Here is a 20,926-nt window from a genome sequence, read left to right as displayed (position 1 = left end):
CCGGCGGGCCCTTCGTACGTGTGCGGGGGCTCGCCTCAGGCGGCCTCGACCGCCTCGGCGGTCAGCATGCCGGCGTTGATCTCGCGGAGCGCGATCGACAGCGGCTTCTCGTGCACGTGGGTGTCGACCAGCGGGCCGACGTACTCCAGCAGGCCCTCGCCGAGCTGGGAGTAGTACGCGTTGATCTGGCGCGCACGCTTGGCCGCGTAGATGACCAGGCTGTACTTGGAGTCGGTGGCCTCAAGCAGCTCGTCGATCGGCGGGTTGATGATGCCCTCGGGCGCGGTCATGGAAGAGGACACGCGAAAACCTTCCGAAAGGGTGGAAAAGACAACAGGTCAGCCTACACCGAGCAAGGCTAGCAGTTCGCTCGCCACCTGCTCGACGGAGGTGTTGACCAGGGTCGTGTCGAACTCCGGCTCGGCCGCGAGTTCGATCTTCGCGGCCTCCAGCCGCTTCTCGATCACGTCCTGCGGCTCGGTGCCCCGGCCGGTGAGCCGGCGGACCAGCTCGTCCCAGCTCGGCGGAGCCAGGAACACCAGCTGTGCCTCCGGCATGGACTCGCGCACCTGGCGCGCGCCCTGCAGGTCGATCTCCAGCAGCACGGGCTCGCCGCGCTCCAGCTTCTCCTGGACCGCCGCCCGGGGCGTGCCGTAGCGGTTGCCCGCGAACACGGCCCACTCCAGCAACTCGCCGTTGGCGATCAGCTTGTCGAACTCGTCGTTGTCGACGAAGTGGTACTGGACCCCGTCCTGCTCGCCCGGCCTCGGGTGGCGGGTCGTCGCCGACACCGAGAGCCAGACCTCGGGGTGCTGCTTCCTCATATGAGCGACGACCGTGCTCTTGCCGACCCCCGAGGGGCCGGAGAGCACGGTCAGCCGCGGACGCTCACTCATGCACCGATTATCCCGGATATCGGGCGATCCCGGGACCACGGGGGCACGGTCAGGCGGCACCGCCGCCGAACTCCCGCTCCAGGGAGGCGATCTGGTTGGTTCCGAGGCCGCGGACACGGCGGCTCTCGGAGATGCCGAGGCGCTCCATGATCTGCTTCGCCCGGACCTTGCCGACGCCCGGGAGGGACTCCAGCAGGGCCGAGACCTTCATCTTGCCGATCACGTCGTTGTCGGCCTTGCCCGCCTTGATCACCTCGTGCAGGGAGGCGCCGGAGTGCTTGAGCCGGTTCTTGACCTCGGCGCGCTCCCGGCGAGCCTCGGCGGCCTTGGCGAGCGCGGCAGTGCGCTGTTCAGGGGTAAGGGGCGGAAGGGCCACGCCGTTCACCTCAGGTGTGGATGGAAGGGATTGAACTATGACTGTTGTGTTTCCCAGGACACCGGCCGGAGAGCGAACTCGCCGCCCCTGACCTGCGGGAGCAGCGGGATTCGCGGCTCCTCGGTGACCTATCGCCGGACACTACCCGGATTGCGGCTCCGCGTCAGGAAAAGAACACGAAAAGTCCTGGTCAGCCAAGGCCGACCAGGACTTTCCCGGGCAAAATGACCGTGATTGCGAACCTTTGGCGGCACCGATGTGACGGCGCTCACGTCAAGCCGCCCCACCTCGGAGGTGTCGCTGGGGGTCACAGCGGCGCTGCGGAGCGTCCCCCGCCGCGGGGCCCGCGGGCCCCGCGCGGCGAACCCCGCCGTACCGCCCGCTACTTGACCGCGTCGGCGTACTCCTGGACAAAACGGTCCGCGGCCGAACGCAGCGCCCCGACCGAGGGACCCTGCCGCAGGACGTCCCGGCTGACGCTCGGCACCACGTTGCGCACCGCACCGCCGAACACCCGCGGCAGGTCCGCCATGGTCGCGCCCTGGGCGCCGATCCCGGGGGCCAGCAGCGGGCCGTTGATCGCCAGGTCCACCCCCGCGTCGGCCAGCGTCGCGCCGACCACCGCGCCGAACGAGCCCAGCGGATCGGCCCCGGCGTTCGCCGCGGCCAGCTGCCGCAGCACCGAGGCTGCCACCTGCGCGCCGTCCGCACCGACGGCGCGCTGCACCTCGGCGCCCTCCGGGTTGGAGGTGAGCGCCAGCGCGAAGACGCCGGCGCCGTTGGCCGTGGCGAGGTCCAGCGCCGGGCTCAGCGAGCCGAAGCCCAGGTAGGGGCTGACCGTCAGGGCGTCCGAGAACAGCGGGCTGCCGGGCGACAGGAACGCCTCGGCGTAGGCGGCCATGGTGGAGCCGATGTCGCCGCGCTTGGCGTCCATCAGGACGAGCGCGCCGGCCTCGCGGGCCTCGGCGACGGACGTCTCCAGGACGGCCACGCCCCGGGAGCCGAAGCGCTCGAAGAACGCGGCCTGCGGCTTGAGCACGGCCACCCGGCCGGCCAGCGCCTCGACCACGGTGCGGCTGAAGGTCTCCAGCCCGGCGACGGTGTCCTCCAGACCCCAGGCGGCGAGCAGGGAGGCGTGCGGGTCGATGCCGACGCAGAGCTGGCCGCGGGTGTCGAGGGCGTGGCGCAGCCGGGCGCCGAAGGGGGCGAGGGTCATGACGTCCTTCCGGGGAGCGTGGGGGGGAGGGGTGGGGGGCCGTGCGGGCCGGGTCGGGCTCAGCCGGCCCGGTGCGCGTCCACCGCGCTGCCGACGGCCGCGGAGAGGCTGCGGAAGCCGCCGGCCCGCACCCGGGCGGACAGGCCGCGGTGGATGCGGCGGCACCAGAACGGGCCCTCGTAGATGAAGGCGCTGTAACCCTGGACGAGGTCGGCGCCGTGGACGATCCGCTGCCAGGCGTCCTCGGCGGTCTCGATGCCGCCGACCGAGACCAGCACCAGCCGGCCCCGGGTCCGGGCGCGCAGCCGCTGGAGGACCTCCAGCGCGCGCTCCTTGAGCGGGGCGCCGGACAGGCCGCCCATGCCGATCTCCTCGACCCGGGCGGCGTCGCTGCGCAGGCCCTCACGGCCGATCGTGGTGTTGGTGGCGATGATGCCGTCCAGACCCAGCTCCAGGGCGAGGTCGGCGACCCCGTCGATGTCCTCGTCGGCCAGGTCGGGGGCGATCTTGACCAGCAGCGGCACGTGGTGCGGGGTGGTCCGGTCGGCGGCCTCGCGCACCGCGCTCAGCAGCGGCCGCAGGTGCTCGACGGCCTGGAGGTTGCGCAGCCCGGGGGTGTTCGGCGAGCTGACGTTGACCACCAGGTAGTCCGCGAAACGGGCCAGCCGCTCGGTGGACTTCACGTAGTCGGCGACCGCGTCGGCCTCCTCGACCACCTTGGTCTTGCCGATGTTGACGCCGACCACCGGGGTGGAGCTGGTGTGCGGGCGGGCCGCGAGCCGGGCGGCGACCCGGGCCGAGCCCTGGTTGTTGAAGCCCATCCGGTTGATCAGGGCGCGGTCCTCGACCAGCCGGAACAGCCGCGGCTGCGGGTTGCCCGGCTGCGCCTCGCCGGTGACGGTGCCGATCTCGACGTAGTCGAAGCCGAGCATGGACAGGCCGTCGATGCCGACGCCGTTCTTGTCGAAGCCGGCCGCGAGGCCGAACGGGCCGGGCAGCGCGAGGCCGAGCGCCTCGGTGCGCAGCGCCCGGTCGCGCGGGGCGAGCACCAGCCGGACCAGGCCGCGCAGGCCGGGCACCGAGGAGGCCAGCCGGATCCAGAAGAACGCCAGGTGGTGGGCCTTCTCGGGGTCCATCTTCCTGAAGACGAGGTCGAACAGCAGCTTGTACACAAAGTCCTCCCAGGGCATGGAAGTGGGGGGCACCCGGCGGTACTGGTGCCCCCCACTGGAGTGGTGCTACTTGGCGCGGCCCGCGTTGATCAGCTCGGCGTGCTCCTGGAGCGACATCACGCCGACCTCGTCGCGCAGCAGCCGGTCGATGCCCTGGACGGCGGCGCCCATCGCCTGCACGGTGGTCAGGCAGGGCACGGCGCGGGCAACCGCCGCGGTGCGGATCTCGTAGCCGTCGAGACGGCCGCCGGTGCCGTACGGCGTGTTGATGATGAGGTCGACCTCACCGTCGTGGATCAGCTGGACGATGGTCTTCTCGCCGTTGGGCCCCTCGCCCTCGCTGTGCTTGCGCACCACGGTGGCGGGGATGCCGCCGCGCTGCAGCACCTCGGCGGTGCCGGCGGTGGCGAGCAGCTCGAAGCCGAGGCCGGCCAGCGCCCGGGCCGGGAAGACCAGGTTGCGCTTGTCGCGGTTGGCGACCGAGACGAAGACCTTGCCCTTGGTGGGCAGCGCGCCGTAGGCGCCGGTCTGGGACTTCGCGTAGGCGGTGCCGAAGACCCGGTCCAGGCCCATGACCTCGCCGGTGGAGCGCATCTCCGGGCCCAGGACGGTGTCCACGCCGCGGCCGTGGACGTCGCGGAAGCGGCTCCACGGCATCACGGCCTCCTTGACCGCGATCGGCGCGTCGGCCGGCAGCGTGCCGCCGTCGCCGTCGGCCGGCAGCAGGCCCTCGGCCCGCAGCTCGGCGATGGTGGCGCCGAGCGAGACCCGGGCGGCGGCCTTGGCCAGCGGCACCGCGGTCGCCTTGGAGGTGAACGGCACGGTCCGCGAGGCACGCGGGTTGGCCTCCAGGACGTACAGGATGTCGCCGGAGAGCGCGAACTGGATGTTGATCAGACCGCGCACCCCGACGCCGCGGGCGATGGCCTCGGTGGAGGCGCGCAGCCGCTTGATGTCGTGGCCGCCGAGGGTGATCGGGGGCAGGGCGCACGCGGAGTCGCCGGAGTGGATGCCGGCCTCCTCGATGTGCTCCATGACGCCGCCGAGGTAGAGCTCGGTGCCGTCGAACAGGGCGTCGACGTCGATCTCCACCGCGTCGTCGAGGAAGCGGTCGATCAGCACCGGGTGCTCGGAGATCAGACCGGCGTGCCGCTCCAGGTAGGAGGCCAGCGACGCCTCGTCGTAGACGATCTCCATGCCGCGCCCGCCGAGCACGTAGGAGGGGCGGGCCAGGACCGGGTAGCCGATCTCGTCCGCGATCGCCTTGGCCTCCTCGAAGGAGAACGCCGTGCCGTGCTTGGGGGCCGGCAGGCCGGCTTCGCTCAGCACCCGGCCGAACGCGCCGCGCTCCTCGGCGAGGTCGATGGCCTCGGGCTGGGTGCCGACGATCGGCACGCCGTTGTCCTTGAGCGCCTGGGCCAGGCCGAGCGGGGTCTGGCCGCCGAGCTGGACGATCACGCCCGCCAGCGGACCGGCCTGCTGCTCGGCGTGGACGATCTCCAGCACGTCCTCCAGGGTGAGCGGCTCGAAGTAGAGCCGGTCGGAGGTGTCGTAGTCGGTGGAGACGGTCTCCGGGTTGCAGTTGACCATGACGGTCTCGTACCCGGCGTCGGCGAGCGCGAAGGAGGCGTGCACGCAGGAGTAGTCGAACTCGATGCCCTGGCCGATGCGGTTGGGGCCGGAGCCGAGGATGATCACCGCGGGCTTGGTGCGCGGCGCGACCTCGTTCTCCTCGTCGTAGGACGAGTAGAAGTACGGGGTCTTCGCCGCGAACTCCGCCGCGCAGGTGTCGACGGTCTTGAACACCGGACGGATGCCCAGCGCGTGCCGCACCTCGCGGACCACGTCCGGCCGCAGGCCGCGGATCTCGCCGACCTGCTGGTCGGAGAAGCCGTGCCGCTTGGCGTGGCGCAGCAGCTCGGGGGTGAGCTCCTCGGCGTCCGCCAGCTCGCCCGCGATCTCGTCGAGGAGGAACAGCTGGTCGACGAACCAGGGGTCGATCCGGGTGGCCTCGAACACCTCCTCGGGGGTGGCGCCGGCCCGGATGGCCTCCATGACGGTGTTGATCCGGCCGTCCGTCGGCACCACGGCCTTCGCCAGCAGCTCGGCCTTGTCCCCGACCGGGCCGGCCCAGGTGAACTGGGAGCCCTTCTTCTCCAGCGAGCGCAGCGCCTTGTTCAGCGCCTCGGGGAAGTTGCGGCCCAGCGCCATGGCCTCGCCGACCGACTTCATGGTGGTGGTCAGCGTGGCGTCCGCGGACGGGAACTTCTCGAACGCGAACCGCGGGACCTTGACCACCACGTAGTCGAGGGTCGGCTCGAAGGAGGCCGGGGTCTGCTCGGTGATGTCGTTGGGGATCTCGTCCAGCGTGTAGCCGACGGCCAGCTTGGCGGCGATCTTCGCGATCGGGAAGCCGGTGGCCTTCGACGCCAGCGCCGAGGAGCGCGAGACGCGCGGGTTCATCTCGATGACGATGACCCGGCCGTCCTCGGGGTTCACCGCGAACTGGATGTTGCAGCCGCCGGTGTCGACGCCGACCTCGCGGATCACGGCGATGCCGATGTCGCGCAGGACCTGGTACTCGCGGTCGGTGAGCGTCATCGCCGGGGCGACGGTGATCGAGTCACCGGTGTGCACGCCCATCGGGTCGAAGTTCTCGATGGAGCAGACGACCACGACGTTGTCGCTCTTGTCGCGCATCAGCTCCAGCTCGTACTCCTTCCAGCCGAGGATGGACTCCTCCAGGAGCACCTCGGTGGTCGGCGAGAGGGTCAGGCCCTGCCCGGCGATGCGGCGCAGGTCCTCCTCGTTGTGCGCGAAGCCGGAGCCGGCGCCGCCCATCGTGAACGAGGGGCGCACGACGACCGGGTAGCCGCCCAGGGTGTCGACCCCGGCCAGCACCTCGTCCATGGTGTGGCAGATCACCGAGCGGGCGGACTCGCCGTACCCGATCTTGGCGTTGACGGCCTCGACGACGCCCTTGAAGAGCTCGCGGTCCTCGCCCTTGTTGATCGCCTCGACGTCGGCGCCGATCAGCTCGACCCCGTACTTGTCCAGGGTCCCGGCGGCGTGCAGGGAGATCGCGGTGTTGAGCGCGGTCTGGCCGCCCAGGGTCGGCAGCAGCGCGTCCGGGCGCTCCTTGGCGATGATCTTCTCGACGAACTCCGGGGTGATCGGCTCGACGTAGGTGGCGTCGGCGATCTCCGGGTCGGTCATGATCGTCGCCGGGTTGGAGTTCACCAGGACGACCCGCAGGCCCTCGGCCTTGAGGACGCGACACGCCTGCGTGCCCGAGTAGTCGAACTCGGCGGCCTGGCCGATCACGATCGGGCCGGACCCGATCACCAGGACGGACTTGATGTCAGTGCGCTTAGGCACGCTGGCCCTCCATGAGCTTCACGCTGTGCTTGTCGTCGCCTCGCATGAGCTCGACGAACCGGTCGAAGAGGTAGGCCGCGTCGTGCGGTCCGGCAGCCGCTTCGGGGTGGTACTGCACCGAGAAGGCGGGGACGTCGAGCGCCTGCAGGCCCTCGACCACGTCGTCGTTGAGGCAGACGTGGGAGACCTCGACGCGCCCGTACGGGGTGTCGCTCACCTTGTCCAGCGGTGCGTTCACGGCGAAGCCGTGGTTGTGCGCGGTGACCTCGACCTTGCCGGTGGTGCGGTCCTGCACCGGCTGGTTGATGCCGCGGTGGCCGTACTTGAGCTTGTAGGTGCCGAAGCCCAGCGCCCGGCCGAGGATCTGGTTGCCGAAGCAGATCCCGAAGAACGGGGTCGCGCGCTCCAGCACGCCCTGCGCCACGGCGACCTGGTGGTCGGCGGTGGCCGGGTCGCCCGGGCCGTTGGAGAAGAACACGCCGTCGGGGTCGACCGCGTAGATCTCCTCCAGGGTGGCGTTGGCCGGCAGCACGTGCACCTCGATGCCGCGCTCGGCCATCCGCTGCGGGGTCATCGCCTTGATGCCGAGGTCCAGGGCGGCGACGGTGAACTTCTTCTCACCGACCGCGGGCACCACGTAGGCCTCGGTGGTGGCCACCTCGGCGCACAGGTCGGCGCCCTTCATCTCGGGCGAGGACTGCACCCGGGCGAGCAGCGCGGCCGGCTCGGCCAGCGCCTCGCCGGAGAAGATGCCGCAGCGCATGGCGCCGCGCTCGCGCAGGTGGCGGGTCAGCGCGCGGGTGTCGATGCCGCTGATGCCGACGACGCCCTGGCGGGCCAGCTCCTCGTCGAGCGGGCGGCGGGAGCGCCAGTTCGAGGCGACCCGGGCGGGGTCGCGCACGACGTACCCGGCGACCCAGATCCGCGCGGACTCGTCGTCCTCGTCGTTCCAGCCGGTGTTGCCGATCTGCGGGGCGGTCATCACGACCACCTGGCGGTGGTACGACGGGTCGGTGAGGGTCTCCTGGTAGCCGGACATGCCGGTGTTGAAGACCGCCTCGCCGAAGGTCTCGCCGGTCGCGCCGTAGGCCTGGCCGCGGAAGATCCGGCCGTCCTCCAGGACGAGCACGGCGGCCGCACGAACGGAGGACGGGCGCTCCCGCCGTTGGCGCTGCGTGGTGGGGGCAGGTGCGGTCATGACGCGGCCTCTTCCGTCTTCTTCGTCGTCGTACGTGGTGCTGCGAGCCGGGCTATGGCCTCGACCCAAGCGGTGTGCTCGTCGGGGTGGTCCGCCCGGAAGCCGGAGTCCAGTGCGGTGCCCTCGTGCGTCCAGGTGACGACGAGGATCCCGGAGGGGACGACCTTGCCGGCGATCCCGGAGTCCGTGCGGGCACCGGTCAGGTGCTCGGCGGGGATCCAGAAGTCCACGTCGCCGGGGCGCTGCACCAGCAGGCCGTCCTCGCCGAGGGTCAGGTCGGCCCGGCTGCGGGTGCCCAGGCCGTGCGCGACGACCCGGTCGAGCCAGTTCCCGGCGGTGGTGGTGCCGTGGTACCGGCCGCTGGTCTCCAGGACCGTCCGGCCGGCCCGCTCGGGCACGGCGGGCAGCGGGGGGATGCCGGACTGCAGGGTGCGGCGCCAGTTCCAGCCCTGGCGCATCAGCCAGTAGACCAGGCCGATGACCAGCAGCAGACCGACCGTCCAGCCGATGTACCCCGGCCAGTTGGTCACCCTGGCCTGTTCCTGGGCCAGCAGGGCCGTGGTCACGCGAGCCCGCCCTGCTCGACCAGCTCGCCGGCCAGCACGGTCGCGGTGCCGCGCAGGAAGGTGGCGTGCACCCGGCCGGGCAGGTCGAGGCCCTTGTAGGGGGTGTTGCGGGAACGGGTGGCGAAGCTGTCGGGGTTCACGGCACCACGGTACGCGGGATCGAAGAGCACCAGGTTGGCGGGCTCACCCACCGAGACCGGGCGGCCCTGGCCGGCGAGCCGGCCGATCCGGGCCGGGCGGTGGGACATCCGGTCGGCGACGCCCTCCCAGTTCAGCAGGCCGGTGTCGACCATGGTCTGCTGCACCACGGACAGCGCGGTCTCCAGGCCGACCATGCCCATCGCGGCCACGGCCCACTCGCAGTCCTTGTCCTCGGCCGGGTGCGGCGCGTGGTCGGTGGCGACGGCGTCGATGGTGCCGTCGGCGAGCGCCTCGCGCAGCGCCCGGACGTCGTCGGCGGTGCGCAGCGGCGGGTTGACCTTGTAGACCGGGTCGTAGGAGCGGACCAGCTCGTCGGTCAGCAGCAGGTGGTGCGGGGTGACCTCGGCGGTGACGTCCCAGCCCTTGGCCTTGGCCCAGCGGATGATCTGGACCGAGCCCGCGGTGGAGACGTGGCAGACGTGCAGCCGGGAGCCGACGTGCGCGGCGAGCAGCACGTCGCGGGCGATGATCGCCTCCTCGGCGACGGCCGGCCAGCCGCCCAGGCCCAGCTCGCCGGAGACCTGGCCCTCGTTCATCTGGGCGCCCTCGGTCAGCCGGGGCTCCTGCGCGTGCTGGGCGACGACACCGTCGAAGGCCTTCACGTACTCCAGCGCGCGGCGCATGATCACCGCGTCGTCGACGCACTTGCCGTCGTCGGAGAAGACCCGGACGCCGGCCGCGGACTCGTGCATGGCGCCGAGCTCGGCGAGCTTCTTGCCCTCCAGGCCGACGGTGACGGCGCCGACCGGCTGCACGTCGCAGTAGCCGGACTCCTGGCCGAGGCGCCAGACCTGCTCGACCACGCCCGCGGTGTCGGCCACCGGGAAGGTGTTGGCCATGGCGTGGACGGCGGTGAAGCCGCCCTTGGCGGCGGCCCGGGTGCCGGTGAGGACGGTCTCGGCGTCCTCCCGGCCGGGCTCGCGCAGGTGGGTGTGCAGGTCGACCAGGCCGGGCAGGACGATCAGCCCGGTGGCGTCGATCTCGATGTCCGCCACGACGTCCAGGGCGGTGCCGACCGCCCGGATCACGCCGTCGGCGAGGTGGAGGTCCTGCGGGGCCCCGCCGAGGACCTGGGCGTTGCGGATCAGGTAGGTGACCATCGTGTGGGTTCGCTCGCTTCGCTCGTTCACCGGGCGGTCTCGCCGGAGTCGGTACGGGGGGTGTCGGTGAGGGTGGCGCCGCCGAGCAGCAGGTAGAGCACGGCCATCCGGACGGAGACGCCGTTGGCGACCTGCTCGACCACCGTGCAGCGCGGCGAGTCGGCGACCTCGGCGGTGATCTCCATGCCCCGGACCATCGGGCCGGGGTGCATGACGATGGCGTGCTCGGGCAGCTGGGCCATCCGGGCGCCGTCCAGGCCGTAGCGGCGGGCGTACTCGCGCTCGGTGGGGAAGAACGCGGCGTTCATCCGCTCCCGCTGGACCCGCAGCATCATCAGCGCGTCGGTCTTGGGGAGCACGCTCTCCAGGTCGTAGCTGACCTCGCAGGGCCAGTTCTCGATGCCGATCGGCAGCAGGGTCGGCGGCGCGACGAACGTGACCTGGGCACCGAGCGTGGTGAGCAGGTGGACGTTGGAGCGGGCGACCCGGCTGTGCAGGACGTCGCCGACGAGGGTCACCCGGCGGCCCGCGAGGTCGTGGCCGGAGCCCGGGTTGAGGTGGCGGCGCATGGTGAAGGCGTCGAGCAGCGCCTGGGTGGGGTGCTCGTGGGTGCCGTCACCGGCGTTGATGACGCTGCCGTGCAGCCAGTCGGACTGCGCGAGCCGGGCCGGCGCGCCGGAGGCGTGGTGCCGGATGACGACCGCGTCGGCGCCCATCGCCTGCAGGGTCAGGGCGGTGTCCTTGAGGCTCTCGCCCTTGGAGACCGAGGAGCCCTTGGCGGAGAAGTTGATGACGTCGGCGGAGAGCCGCTTCTCGGCGACCTCGAAGGAGGTCTTGGTCCGGGTGGAGTCCTCGAAGAAGAGGTTGACCACGGTGCGGCCGCGGAGGGTGGGGAGCTTCTTGACGGCCCGGCCGGAGAGCTGGGCGAGTTCCTCGGCGGTGTCCAGGACGAGCAGCGCGTCGTCGCGGCTGAGATCGGCTGCGGACACGAGGTGGCGCTTCACGCGGGCTACTCCGGGAGGTGCGGTTCGGTGGGCTGGGAGGCCAGGGCCTGGGAGGAGCGCGCGGCGTAGTCGCGGTCGCCGACCAGCACGGCGTCCACGCCGTCGCGGTCGGACAGGCGCACCTGGACGGCTTCGCGCAGCGAGGTGGGGAGGTTCTTGCCCACGTAGTCGGCGCGGATCGGCAGTTCGCGGTGGCCGCGGTCGACGAGCACCGCGAGCTGGACGGCGCGCGGGCGGCCGATGTCGTTGAGGGCGTCGAGCGCGGCGCGGATGGTGCGCCCGGAGAAGAGCACGTCGTCGACGAGGACGACCAGCCGGCCGTCGATGCCGCCGGGCGGGATCTCGGTGTGCTCCAGCGCGCGGGCGGGCTTCAGCCGCAGGTCGTCCCGGTACATGGTGATGTCCAGGGTGCCGAGCGGGATCTCCTGGCCGGTGATCTGCGCCAGCCGGGCGTGCAGCCGCCGGGCGAGGTGGACGCCCCGGGTGTGGATGCCGAGCAGCACGACGTCCTCGGCGCCCTTGGCGCGCTCGACGATCTCGTGCGCTATCCGGGTGATGACCCGGGCGATGTCCGTGCCGTCCAGCACCTGGTGCGGCGGCCTCGGAGCGGATTCCTGGTGTGCGGTCATGCCGAAGCGGACCTCCTTCCCCGCCTCACGGGACGGGTCTTAAAGGATGTCTGGGAAGCCCCGCCGGGGTGCGGCGCGGGCTCCGCCATCCTATCAGCGTCATTTGTGGCCAACCGACGGCCATCATTCCGCTTCCCCGGGTTCACGCACCGGACGCACCGGTGATGCGGCCCATTCGCACGACTGCCCCATTCGGCTTGACGCAACTACCTCACTCTACGTAACCTCACAGTGAGTTACGAGACGGACGTCGAACCCACCGGTAACGGCGTCGGCCAATCGCCCGTGACCCACCACTGAACGCGAAGCAATCTCGTCCGGGGAGATCAATGTCCAGCGACTACGCGAAGCAGCTCGGAGGCAAGCTCCGAGCCATCCGCACTCAGCAGGGGCTCTCCCTGCACGGTGTCGAGGAGAAGTCCCAGGGGCGCTGGAAGGCAGTCGTCGTCGGCTCGTACGAGCGCGGCGACCGTGCGGTCACCGTGCAGCGGCTGGCCGAACTGGCCGAGTTCTACGGGGTCCCGGTGCAGGAGCTGCTGCCCGGCGGCACGCCCGGCGGCGCGGCCGAGCCGCCGCCGCGCCTGGTCCTCGACCTGGAGAGACTGACCCAGGTCCCGTCCGAGAAGGCCGGCCCGCTGCAGCGCTACGCGGCGACCATCCAGAGCCAGCGCGGCGACTACAACGGCAAGGTGCTGTCGATCCGGCAGGACGACCTGCGCACCCTGGCCGTGATCTACGACCAGTCGCCGTCGATCCTCACCGAGCAACTGATCTCCTGGGGCGTGCTCAACCCCGACGCGCGCCGTGCGGTGCGCGAGGAGGAGGCGGGCTGAGGCTCGCCGCACCGGCCCGCCCGTCTCCCGCCCCGCGGGAGCGGCGGACACCTGCAGAAACGTCACGGCGCGGCCCCCGCGAGGGGTGCCGCGCCGCGGCGCTCCCTGCGGCCCGCGCCGTGCCCGGAACGGCCCCCGAGGGGCCTCAGCAGACCGTCTCCAGGCGGTAGCCCGGCTCGGCGGCCACCCCGTCGAGCCGCACCGGCCCGTCGGCGGGCGCCCACACCCGGCCCTCGCTGGCCCAGGCCCAGGCCGTCGGCCGGTACTCGCCGCAGGCCGCGGCCGAGCCCTGGGCGCCGTGCAGCACCGCGAGGCCGGGCAGCTCACGGGCCAGCCCGGCACAGAGCACCGCGCAGAGCAGTTCGAGGTCCTCGTCGTTGATCCGGACCACGCCGTCCTCCCACTGGAGGACCCGGGCGGCCGCGGCCAGCCGCCCGCCCGGCGCGTCCACCGCCACCCGCAGCTCGTAGACCCCGCTGCCGGCGCCGAGCAGCATCCGGCGGAACACCTCCGCGCCGCGCTCGTACGCGGTACCCACCGCGTCGTCGCGCTCCCCGTAGAGCCGGCCGTCGAGCAGCAGGTCGGCGTGGCGCAGCGTCAGACCGTTCTCGCGGGCCCGGACCAGCCGGGGCACGAAGTCGCCCGCCAGCTCCTCCCCCTGATAGGCCAGCAGCTGGGTGCGCAGCGGCGGGTTGACCAGGTAGCGGTCCCGGGCGGCCGGCTCGGCCGGGTCGAGGCCGTGCAGCAGACAGAACTCGGCGAAGTCCTGCGGGTGGAACATCCGGGCCCGGACGGTGTCGAACCGGCGCCGGGCGTCGGCCAGCAGTTCCGCGGTCTCCCGCAGGTACTGCTCGTGGTCGGCGGCGTCGGACAGCCGCCAGGCGCGGGCCCGTTCGAAGTCCTCGGCGCTGGTGAGCACGCCCATCACGAAGGCCTGGCCGGCGCCGTCGCCGCGCTGCCGCTCGCAGCCCTCGGTCCGCTCGGCGGCCGCGCGCGAGCGGACCCGCGGACGGGTGCCGGCGGCGGTGCAGTCGGGGGTGCGGCGGGCGCGGCCGTTGCGGCTCATCGGGGCTCCTCGGGCGGGACGGACGATCGGCGGCGGGTGGCACCGCCGACCTTGTCCTCCCCCGCCCCGCGTGGCGCACACGTACGACGTGTCACAGGACTGTAACCGAGGGTGAATCGGATGTTTGGAGTCACGCACGGTTGTGCGGCCCGGCCCTCACGCCCCCCGGGTCCGCCCCGGCCGCGCCGCGTTCATCACGCGGAGTGCACGCCCGCTCACGCGCCCCGGCCCTGCGCCGGCCCCGCGCCGGTGCCGCGCTACCGGGGCACCCGCGCCAGCTGGCGGGACTGGGCCACCAGACGGCCCGTCGAGTCCCAGACCTCGGCGTCCTCCTCGAAGTACCCGCCGGCCAGGTTCCGGGTGGCGTGCACCACCCGCAGCCAGCCCGCGGCGGGCTTCGCCCGCAGGTGGACGGTCAGCTCGACGGTCGGTGCCCAGCCCGGCATCCCGAGGTCGAAGGTGACCGGCGGCAGCGCGTCGGCGACCAGCAGGAGCAGCAGCGGGTCGGGCTCGCGGCCGTCGGCGAGCCGGAACCAGCCCTGGATCCGGCCGGCGCCGGACGGCTGCCCGAGCGCCCAGCCGACGGTGGCCGGGTCCAGCCGCAGGTCGAAGCGCTCCAGCAGGGCGGCCTGGTCGAGCAGCTCCCTGGGCGCGTGCTCGACGCCGATGCACTGCTCCGGCGGCGGCAGCTGCGGCGCGGCGGCGGTGGTGCGCACCTCGCCGTCGAGGGCGGCGAGGTCGCCGTGGCTGGCGACCACCCGCAGGCGCTCCGTACCGCCCTGGACGAGCGAGGCGGTGCCGGTGGAGAGCGTGCGGCCGGTGCGGATCACCTCGGTGTGCACGGTGGCGGGTCCGGGCACGGCGGAGGAGAGGTAGTAGCCGCTGATCGAGACCGGGTCGGTGTGACCGGCGCTCTCCGGGCGGGCGGTGTGCGCGAGCGAGAGCGCGTGGCCGGCGAAGGCCAGCAGCAGCCCGCCGTTGACGCCGCCGCCGATCCGCCAGCCGGCGCCGAGTTCGCCGTCGTACCGGCCGGCCCCGTCGGGGTGCGGGGTGAGGGCGATGCCCTGGTCGAACTCGCTGCGGATCGCCGTGGTCATGGGGTTGGCCTGCCCTTCGCTGCGGGGGTCGCCGGCGGGCGCGGGCCGCCGGCACGCCTGGTTACTGGCGAGTAGGGACCACCATACGCCGAACGGGTGACCACGCACGACGGCCGCCGGACCGTTGTCGGGTCGGGCGGCCGTCGGTGCGGTGCTCGGGTTCAGCGCCGGATGCCGGGCTTCAGCTCCATGAAGCGGGCCAGCAGGCCGTTGACGAACGCCGGGGAGTCGTCGGTGGAGTACTCCTTGGCGATCTCCACCGCCTCGTCGACGACGACCGCGTCCGGGACGCCGTCCTCCCAGATCAGCTCGTACGCGCCGAGCCGAAGGACGTTGCGGTCCGCGATCGGCATCCGGTCGAGCGTCCAGCCGACCGCGTACTGCGAGATCAGCTCGTCGATCCGGCGGGCGTACTGGACGTAGCCCTCGACCAGCTCCATGGTGTACTCGCCGACCTGCGGGGTGCCCTCGTCCGGCTTGGGCTCCCGGGCCCGGGCCACCCAGTCGGCGAGGACGGTCAGCGGGTCGACCCCGCGGTGATCGGCCTCGAACAGGATCTGGAAGGCTCGCGTGCGGGCCTTGGTGCGTGCGGACGACACGGACTTACTTCACCCGGCCGAGGTAGCTGCCGTCGCGGGTGTCGACCTTGACCTTCTCGCCGGTGGTGATGAAGAGCGGCACCTGGATCTCGGCGCCGGTCTCCAGCTTCGCCGGCTTGGTGCCACCGGTGGAGCGGTCGCCCTGGACGCCCGGCTCGGTCTCGGAGATGACGAGCTCGACCGCGGCCGGGAGCTCGATGTACAGCACCGCGCCCTCGTTCACGGCGACGAGCGCGTCGAAGCCCTCCAGCAGGTACTTGGCGGCGTCGCCGACCACGCCCGGCTCGATGGTCAGCTGGTCGTAGGTGTCCATGTCCATGAACACGAAGTTCTCGCCGTCCTTGTACGAGAACTGCATGGTGCGCTTGTCGACGTTGGCGGTCTCGACCTTGGTGCCCGCGTTGAAGGTCTTGTCGACGACCTTGCCCGTCAGGACCTCCTTGAGCTTGGTACGCACGAAGGCCGGGCCCTTGCCGGGCTTGACGTGCTGGAACTCGACGACGGACCAGAGCTTGCCGCCCTCCAGCTTGAGGACCATGCCGTTCTTGAGATCGTTCGTGGAAGCCACGGGCGCACTTACTCCTGGATATAGCTGTCAAGGAACCAAGGGGTCGCGTCCTGTGGCACACCTGCGTCACAGGGCGAGGAGCTCCTTGGTGGTGATGGTGAGCAGCTCGGGCCCGCCCTCCTCCGGGGGGCGCACCACGAGCGTGTCCTCGATCCGGACCCCGCCCCGCCCCGGGAGGTGCACCCCCGGGCCGACGGTGACCGGCACGCGACTGTCCAGTTTACCCATGTCCGTGGGGCCGAGACGCGGTGCCTCCCGGATCTCCAGCCCGATGCCGTGGCCGACCGGGTGCGGGGAGCCGTCCGCGTGCCCCGCCGCCCGCAGGATCTCCCGGGCCGCCCGGTCGGGCACGCACTGCTCGACCCCCGGTCCGAGCGCCTCCCGGCCGGCCCGCTGGGCGCGGAACACCAGCCGGTGCAGCTCGACCTGCCAGGGCGCCGGGGCGGCCCCGATCACGAAGGTCCGGGCGGTCGACACCCCGTACCCGCGGTACTGCGCGCCGAGCACCACCGTCAGGAAGTCGCCCTCCTCGACCCGGCGGTCGGTGGGCTGGTGGGCCTGCCGGCCCGAGTGGCTGCCCGTGCCGACCGAGACCGGGAAGGCCGCCCGGTCCGCGCCGTGGTCGATCATCCGGCGCTCCAGCTCCATCGCCAGGTGCCGCTCGGTGCGGCCGACCAGGATCGACTCCAGCAGTTCGCCGAGCGCCTGGTCGGCGATCTCCGCGGCGATCCGCAGGTCGGCGATCTCGTGCTCGTCCTTGACCAGCCGCAGCCGCTCCACCGCCCGCCCCACGTCCGTCAGCCGCACCCCCTCGGCGAGCCCGGCGACCGTCCGGTGCCGGGTGACCGTCAGGTCGTGCTCCTCCACCGCCAGCCCGGTCACCCCCAGCCCGGTCACGGCCGCCGCCGCGGCGACCGCGGTGTCCGCCCCGGCCGCCACCGGGAGCCGGGTGACCTCGGGGGTGATCAGGTGCTCGCCGGTGTCGTCCGGCGGGAGGTCGTCCGGCAGCGCGAGCAGCGCGCGCTCCCGGGTGAGCAGCAGGGCCGCCCCGCACGGCGGGCAGCCGGTGAGGTACCGCACGTTCGCCGCCCGGGTGATCAGCGCCGCGTCGGCCCCGGACGCACTGCAGTGCTCCCGCAACCGCTCCCGCCGGCCCGCGTACGCATCAGCCATGCGTCGAGCGTACGAACCCGGGCCCCGATCCGCCTGCCGAACGCCACCGGCCGGGCCCGCGGGGGCCCGGCCGGCACCGCTACCGCGCTCCCGGCGCGGCCCCGGAGCCCCACTTCCGCTCCACCCCGGCCAGCCGCCAGTAGGCGATGGCCGCCGCCCAGACGACCACGAACAGACCGACGATCGCGTACCCGACGTTGTCCAGCGAGATCTCCGCGATCCAGCCGCTCACCGGGTCGGTGAGGTCCAGCTTCTCGTGCAGCACTCCGACCAGCTCGATGGTCCCGATCACGAACGCCACCGCGATCGACAGACCGGTGATCGTCAGGTTGTAGTACACCTTCCGCACCGGGTTGGAGAACGCCCACTGGTAGGCGAAGTTCATGAAGGTGCCGTCGAGGGTGTCGAACAGGCTCATCCCGGCCGCGAACAGCAGCGGCAGGCAGACGATCGCGTACCACGGCAGGCCGGAGGCGGCGCCCGAGCCGGCCATCACCATCAGGGTGACCTCGGTCGCGGTGTCGAAGCCCAGGCCCAGCACCATGCCGACCGGGAACATCTGCCCGGGCCGGGTGATCGAGCGGGTCGCCCGGTTCAGCACCCGGGCCAGGAAGCCGCGCGAGTTCAGGTGCGCCTCCAGCTCGGCCTCGTCGAACGACCCCGCCCGCATCCTGCGGAACACCTTGAGGATGCCGAACAGCGCCGCCAGGTTGAGGGCGCCGATCAGGTAGAGGAAGGCGCCGGAGGCCGAGGTCCCGACCACGCCGAGCCACTGGTGGGTGGCGGACCCGTCGTCCATCAGGGTGTTCGCCAGCTGGGCGCCGCCCGCCACCAGGGCGGCCATCAGCACCACCATCGAGGAGTGGCCGAGGGCGAACCAGAAGCCCACCGAGACCGGGCGCCGGCCGTCCGCCATCAGCTTGCGGGTGGTGTTGTCGATGACCGCGATGTGGTCGGCGTCGAAGGCGTGCCGCATGCCGAGGGTGTAGGCGGTGATGCCCAGGCCCACCCCGAAGACCTGGGTGCCGACCTCGTACCTCTCGGGTGCGACCAGGAAGACCAGCGTGCCGAACGCCACCACGTGCATGGCGAGGATCACGCCCATCAGGCCGGCCGTGCGCAGGGTGTCCTCACGCCGCCAGCGGAACGCGGGAAGGGACGCGGGCGCCGTCGGGACGGCGGCGGTTTCGGGCAGGGTCATGCTCGGATCACGCTCCAGCACCTCGTGGAATGACGTCGTGAGATGCCGTGGCCGGTCTCCTGGCTGACGGGGCTCCCGTACCCGCCTTCCCAGGCGCGCGAAGCGCCCAGTGGCGTCGTGGGTACGGACGACTTCCCCCGATCACAGTGGCGAGGGCCGCTCCGGACTGGGACCCCTGAGGGTCCGTCACCGGTCTTCCCGAGCACCACGGCGGGGAACACCGTAGGGGTCGGCGGACAACCCGTGCAAGGCTGCGCACCTGCGCAGGTGTCCAGGATCACAGGGCCCCGCCTGCGAGAATGGGCCGCATGCATCTCGTACCGGCCGACCGCGCGGGCCACCGCACCATCGACGGCCACCGGGTCTGCGAGGCCATCGCGGCCATCGGCGACACCGCCGGGGTCCGCTCCTGGGCCGACCGCTTCGCGCTGCTCGCCGACCCCGGACGGCTCGCCCTGCTGCTCGCCCTGCACCGCACCGGCCCGCTCGCCGTCACCGACCTCGCGGTCGCCACCGGCATGCGCGACCCCGCCGTCTCGCAGGCCCTGCGCCTGCTCCGGACGGCAGGCGTGGTCGCGGGCGAGAAGGAGGGACGTGTCGTGCGCTACCGGCTCGTGGACGCCGGCCTGCGCCCCCTGCTGGACCAGTGCGCCGGTGACGCCGACGGGGCTTCGGCGGGCTGACGCCGGCCCGGCCGGACCGGAGCCGGCGTCACCTCACGACCGCTCACGCCCTCCCGCGCCGCCTCACGTCCAGGCGGCGGCGGGCTGGCAGAACGGGCACCAGAAGAGGTTGCGGGAGGCGTGCTCCTCGGCACGGACGTCGGTTCCGCAGACCAGACAGGGCTGCCCCGCGCGCCGGTAGACGTAGACCTCGCCGCCGTGGTCGTCGACCCGCGGCGGCCGGCCCATCACCTCGGGGGTGTGCTCGGGACGGACCGTGTCGATCCGGCCCGCGCCGACGCCCTCGCGCATCAGGGCGACCAGGTCCGCCCAGATCGCGTCCCACTCGGCACGGCGCAGGTCGCGGCCGGCCCGGTGCGGGTCGATGCCGTGCCGGAACAGCACCTCGGCGCGGTACACGTTGCCGACGCCCGCCAGCACCTTCTGGTCCATCAGCAACGCGGCGATCGTGGTGCGGCTGCCGGAGATCCGCCGCCAGGCGGCGTCCGGGTCGGCGTCCGCGCGCAGCGGGTCCGGACCGAGGCGGCGGGCCACCGCGGCCTTCTCCGCGCCGGTGATCAGCGCACAGGTGTTGGGACCGCGCAGGTCCGCGAAGTGCTCGTCGTTCGCCAGCCGCAGCCGGACCAGGCCGACCGGCTCGGGCACCGGGCCGTCACCCGGCTCGCCGAAGGTGAACCCGCCGTACAGCCCGAGGTGGACGTGCACCCAGGCGTCCTCGCCGAAGCCGAGGAACAGGTGCTTGCCGGTGGCCTCCGCCGCGGTCAGCTCCCGCCCGTCGATCAGCTTGGCGCCGTCCGCGAAGCGGCCCTGCGGACTGCTGGCACGGACCGGCCGGCCGCCGAAGGCACGGTGGTTCTCGGCGGCGAGGCGGTGGATGATGTGGCCTTCCGGCACGGGCGCGGCTCCCCCCGGTGGTTCGTTCAGGACGCGTCCATCATCGCAGCCGGCACCGACAGCCCGGCCCGCCCGGAGCACCGGCCGCGGACGGCCGGCGGCCGGGCTCAGCGGACCGGGACGCCCATCAGCCGGGCCAGGATCACCCGGTCCAGCTCGGCCGCCGTGGCGGCCACGTCGAGGTGGGAGTTGTCGATGATCGGCAGGCCCGAGTTGTACCAGCCGGCCATCCGGCCGTGGATCCGGGCCACCTCCTCGTCACCGAGCCGGCGGTTGCCGCTGCGCCGGGCGTTGCGGCCGAGCACCGAGTCCAGGCTGGGCAGCAGCACCACCGGGATCATGCCGGGGCCGATGTGCCGCTTCCAGCCGCCGAGGCCGATCGCCGGGCGGTTGGGGAAGACGGCGTCGTCGATGATGCAGGAGATGCCGTTGGCCAGGTAGTTGCGGCAGGCGAAGCCGCAGGTGCGGCGGGCCAGCCGGTACTGCGCCTCGGAGGCGTCGTTCCAGCCGGACTGCGGGTTGGCGAAGCCGGACTGCACCCACTCGCGGACGTCGTCGAGGCTGATGTGCGCGGTCGGGGCGGGGCGCCGCTCGGCCCAGTGGCGGGCCACCGTGGTCTTGCCGGCGCCGGCCGGGCCGATCAGCAGCACCGCGATCGGGCCGGCGGGCGCATGCTGCCGCGGCGGGTGGGCGGGCAGCTGGACGGGCGCGCCGGACGGCAGCAGGAAGTGCCCGGTGGAACCGGCGGGCACCGGCGGCGCCACCGGGAGGGGCGCCGGTGCGGGGGCCGGGGCGGGCGCGGGCGCCGGGGCGGGCGGAACCGCCGACGGCGGAACGACCGGGACCGGAACGGTGGGCGGCCCGGACGACCCGGCGGGCGCGGGCGCCTGCGGCACGACCGGCCCGGGCGCGGGCGCCCCGGCGGGCACCGGAGCGGGCCCCGGGTAGGCCGGGGCGGGCGGAGCGACGGGACGCGGCGGGACGGCACCGTCCCCGGTGTACTGCGTCACGGTCACCTCCCGACTTCCTTCAGCGGGACACTACACGGCGGCGCGGCGGTGGACACAGTCCGCCGC

21 protein-coding genes and 1 riboswitch are annotated in these 20,926 nt (G+C 72.9%); of the genes, 2 read left to right on the top strand and 19 right to left on the bottom strand.

Annotated features, from left to right (window positions below; genetic code table 11):
• Positions 1-35: 35 nt before the first annotated feature.
• The 11 genes from rpoZ to pyrR form a co-directional block, all read right to left on the bottom strand.
• The gene (rpoZ, locus tag ACFCX4_RS20595) at positions 36-302 is read right to left on the bottom strand and encodes a DNA-directed RNA polymerase subunit omega (protein ID WP_030056185.1); all 267 of its coding nucleotides are present in this window, start codon (positions 300-302) and stop codon (positions 36-38) included.
• A 36-nt stretch (positions 303-338) separates the two neighbouring features.
• The gene (gene gmk, locus ACFCX4_RS20590; protein WP_376144427.1) at positions 339-896 is read right to left on the bottom strand and encodes a guanylate kinase; all 558 of its coding nucleotides are present in this window, start codon (positions 894-896) and stop codon (positions 339-341) included.
• Between the two features lie 49 nt (positions 897-945).
• Positions 946-1,272: an integration host factor, actinobacterial type gene (gene mihF / locus ACFCX4_RS20585; protein ID WP_030056187.1), complete on the bottom strand. Its 327-nt coding sequence runs from the start codon at positions 1,270-1,272 to the stop codon at positions 946-948.
• A gap of 382 nt (positions 1,273-1,654) precedes the next feature.
• Positions 1,655-2,488 carry an orotidine-5'-phosphate decarboxylase gene (gene pyrF, locus ACFCX4_RS20580; RefSeq protein WP_376144425.1) on the bottom strand — a complete coding sequence of 278 codons (834 nt, stop codon included), beginning with the start codon at positions 2,486-2,488 and terminating at the stop codon, positions 1,655-1,657.
• A gap of 59 nt (positions 2,489-2,547) precedes the next feature.
• Positions 2,548-3,660: a quinone-dependent dihydroorotate dehydrogenase gene (locus ACFCX4_RS20575; RefSeq protein WP_376144423.1), complete on the bottom strand. Its 1,113-nt coding sequence runs from the start codon at positions 3,658-3,660 to the stop codon at positions 2,548-2,550.
• A gap of 66 nt (positions 3,661-3,726) precedes the next feature.
• Positions 3,727-7,038 carry a carbamoyl-phosphate synthase large subunit gene (carB, locus tag ACFCX4_RS20570; RefSeq protein WP_376144421.1) on the bottom strand — a complete coding sequence of 1,104 codons (3,312 nt, stop codon included), beginning with the start codon at positions 7,036-7,038 and terminating at the stop codon, positions 3,727-3,729.
• Positions 7,031-8,236, bottom strand: coding sequence for a glutamine-hydrolyzing carbamoyl-phosphate synthase small subunit (carA, locus tag ACFCX4_RS20565; protein WP_376144419.1), 1,206 nt, complete (start codon positions 8,234-8,236; stop codon positions 7,031-7,033). Before carA ends, carB begins: the two co-directional genes overlap by 8 nt.
• Positions 8,233-8,802 (bottom strand): hypothetical protein, encoded by a 570-nt coding sequence (locus ACFCX4_RS20560; protein ID WP_376144417.1) that lies wholly within the window; start codon positions 8,800-8,802, stop codon positions 8,233-8,235. Before ACFCX4_RS20560 ends, carA begins: the two co-directional genes overlap by 4 nt.
• Entirely contained in the window at positions 8,799-10,103 is a 1,305-nt protein-coding gene (locus tag ACFCX4_RS20555; RefSeq protein WP_376144428.1) for a dihydroorotase, read from the bottom strand. The genes ACFCX4_RS20560 and ACFCX4_RS20555 overlap by 4 nt, the downstream gene beginning before the upstream one ends.
• Before the next feature lie 26 nt (positions 10,104-10,129).
• Positions 10,130-11,107 (bottom strand): aspartate carbamoyltransferase catalytic subunit, encoded by a 978-nt coding sequence (locus ACFCX4_RS20550; RefSeq protein WP_376144415.1) that lies wholly within the window; start codon positions 11,105-11,107, stop codon positions 10,130-10,132.
• Positions 11,108-11,112: 5 nt separating this feature from the next.
• The gene (pyrR, locus tag ACFCX4_RS20545) at positions 11,113-11,736 is read right to left on the bottom strand and encodes a bifunctional pyr operon transcriptional regulator/uracil phosphoribosyltransferase PyrR (RefSeq protein WP_376144413.1); all 624 of its coding nucleotides are present in this window, start codon (positions 11,734-11,736) and stop codon (positions 11,113-11,115) included.
• A 329-nt stretch (positions 11,737-12,065) separates the two neighbouring features.
• On the opposite strand from pyrR, the gene ACFCX4_RS20540 reads away from it, so the two are divergent.
• A complete protein-coding gene (locus ACFCX4_RS20540) occupies positions 12,066-12,569 on the top strand; it encodes a transcriptional regulator (protein ID WP_045692870.1) in 504 nt (167 codons plus the stop codon).
• A gap of 145 nt (positions 12,570-12,714) precedes the next feature.
• Here the strand turns inward: ACFCX4_RS20540 and ACFCX4_RS20535 are convergent, their stop codons facing one another.
• The 6 genes from ACFCX4_RS20535 to ACFCX4_RS20510 form a co-directional block, all read right to left on the bottom strand.
• Entirely contained in the window at positions 12,715-13,635 is a 921-nt protein-coding gene (locus tag ACFCX4_RS20535; protein WP_376144411.1) for a hypothetical protein, read from the bottom strand.
• Positions 13,636-13,892: 257 nt separating this feature from the next.
• Positions 13,893-14,732 carry a thioesterase family protein gene (locus ACFCX4_RS20530; protein ID WP_376144409.1) on the bottom strand — a complete coding sequence of 280 codons (840 nt, stop codon included), beginning with the start codon at positions 14,730-14,732 and terminating at the stop codon, positions 13,893-13,895.
• A 161-nt stretch (positions 14,733-14,893) separates the two neighbouring features.
• Positions 14,894-15,331 (bottom strand): transcription antitermination factor NusB, encoded by a 438-nt coding sequence (gene nusB / locus ACFCX4_RS20525; protein WP_376144407.1) that lies wholly within the window; start codon positions 15,329-15,331, stop codon positions 14,894-14,896.
• A gap of 4 nt (positions 15,332-15,335) precedes the next feature.
• The gene (gene efp, locus ACFCX4_RS20520) at positions 15,336-15,899 is read right to left on the bottom strand and encodes an elongation factor P (RefSeq protein ID WP_376144405.1); all 564 of its coding nucleotides are present in this window, start codon (positions 15,897-15,899) and stop codon (positions 15,336-15,338) included.
• Between the two features lie 66 nt (positions 15,900-15,965).
• Complete coding sequence (locus ACFCX4_RS20515) at positions 15,966-17,072, bottom strand: M24 family metallopeptidase (protein ID WP_376144403.1); 1,107 nt, start codon at positions 17,070-17,072, stop codon at positions 15,966-15,968.
• A 79-nt stretch (positions 17,073-17,151) separates the two neighbouring features.
• The gene (locus ACFCX4_RS20510) at positions 17,152-18,273 is read right to left on the bottom strand and encodes a HoxN/HupN/NixA family nickel/cobalt transporter (protein ID WP_376144402.1); all 1,122 of its coding nucleotides are present in this window, start codon (positions 18,271-18,273) and stop codon (positions 17,152-17,154) included.
• 31 nt (positions 18,274-18,304) lie between these two features.
• Positions 18,305-18,498, bottom strand: a riboswitch (cobalamin riboswitch).
• Between the two features lie 83 nt (positions 18,499-18,581).
• Between ACFCX4_RS20510 and ACFCX4_RS20505 the strand changes: the two genes are divergently transcribed.
• Positions 18,582-18,956, top strand: a complete 375-nt coding sequence (locus tag ACFCX4_RS20505; RefSeq protein WP_376144400.1) for an ArsR/SmtB family transcription factor — start codon at positions 18,582-18,584, stop codon at positions 18,954-18,956.
• Between the two features lie 63 nt (positions 18,957-19,019).
• Here ACFCX4_RS20505 and ACFCX4_RS20500 read toward each other — a convergent pair whose 3' ends face one another.
• On the bottom strand, positions 19,020-19,850 hold the full coding sequence (locus ACFCX4_RS20500; RefSeq protein WP_376144398.1) for an Fpg/Nei family DNA glycosylase: 831 nt from the start codon (positions 19,848-19,850) through the stop codon (positions 19,020-19,022).
• Positions 19,851-19,957: 107 nt separating this feature from the next.
• Positions 19,958-20,866, bottom strand: a complete 909-nt coding sequence (locus ACFCX4_RS20495; RefSeq protein WP_376144396.1) for an AAA family ATPase — start codon at positions 20,864-20,866, stop codon at positions 19,958-19,960.
• Between the last annotated feature and the right edge of the window lie 60 nt (positions 20,867-20,926).

This window comes from Kitasatospora sp. NPDC056327 (assembly GCF_042261735.1).
GTDB lineage: Bacteria > Actinomycetota > Actinomycetes > Streptomycetales > Streptomycetaceae > Kitasatospora.
The sequence above is the reverse complement of the archived record's forward strand: the minus strand, read 5'-3'. Positions and strand labels throughout refer to the sequence as shown.

Excerpts from the sequence above, each read along its gene's own strand:
- ACFCX4_RS20555 (WP_376144428.1), bottom strand. The coding sequence starts at position 10,103 with ATGGTCACCTACCTGATCCGCAACGCCCAGGTCCTCGGCGGGGCCCCG.
- carA (WP_376144419.1), bottom strand. The coding sequence starts at position 8,236 with ATGACCGCACCTGCCCCCACCACGCAGCGCCAACGGCGGGAGCGCCCG.
- pyrR (WP_376144413.1), bottom strand. The coding sequence starts at position 11,736 with ATGACCGCACACCAGGAATCCGCTCCGAGGCCGCCGCACCAGGTGCTG.
- gmk (WP_376144427.1), bottom strand. The coding sequence starts at position 896 with ATGAGTGAGCGTCCGCGGCTGACCGTGCTCTCCGGCCCCTCGGGGGTC.
- ACFCX4_RS20530 (WP_376144409.1), bottom strand. The coding sequence starts at position 14,732 with ATGACCACGGCGATCCGCAGCGAGTTCGACCAGGGCATCGCCCTCACC.
- ACFCX4_RS20510 (WP_376144402.1), bottom strand. The coding sequence starts at position 18,273 with ATGACCCTGCCCGAAACCGCCGCCGTCCCGACGGCGCCCGCGTCCCTT.
- ACFCX4_RS20515 (WP_376144403.1), bottom strand. The coding sequence starts at position 17,072 with ATGGCTGATGCGTACGCGGGCCGGCGGGAGCGGTTGCGGGAGCACTGC.
- pyrF (WP_376144425.1), bottom strand. The coding sequence starts at position 2,488 with ATGACCCTCGCCCCCTTCGGCGCCCGGCTGCGCCACGCCCTCGACACC.
- ACFCX4_RS20505 (WP_376144400.1), top strand. The coding sequence starts at position 18,582 with ATGCATCTCGTACCGGCCGACCGCGCGGGCCACCGCACCATCGACGGC.
- ACFCX4_RS20535 (WP_376144411.1), bottom strand. The coding sequence starts at position 13,635 with ATGAGCCGCAACGGCCGCGCCCGCCGCACCCCCGACTGCACCGCCGCC.
- ACFCX4_RS20540 (WP_045692870.1), top strand. The coding sequence starts at position 12,066 with ATGTCCAGCGACTACGCGAAGCAGCTCGGAGGCAAGCTCCGAGCCATC.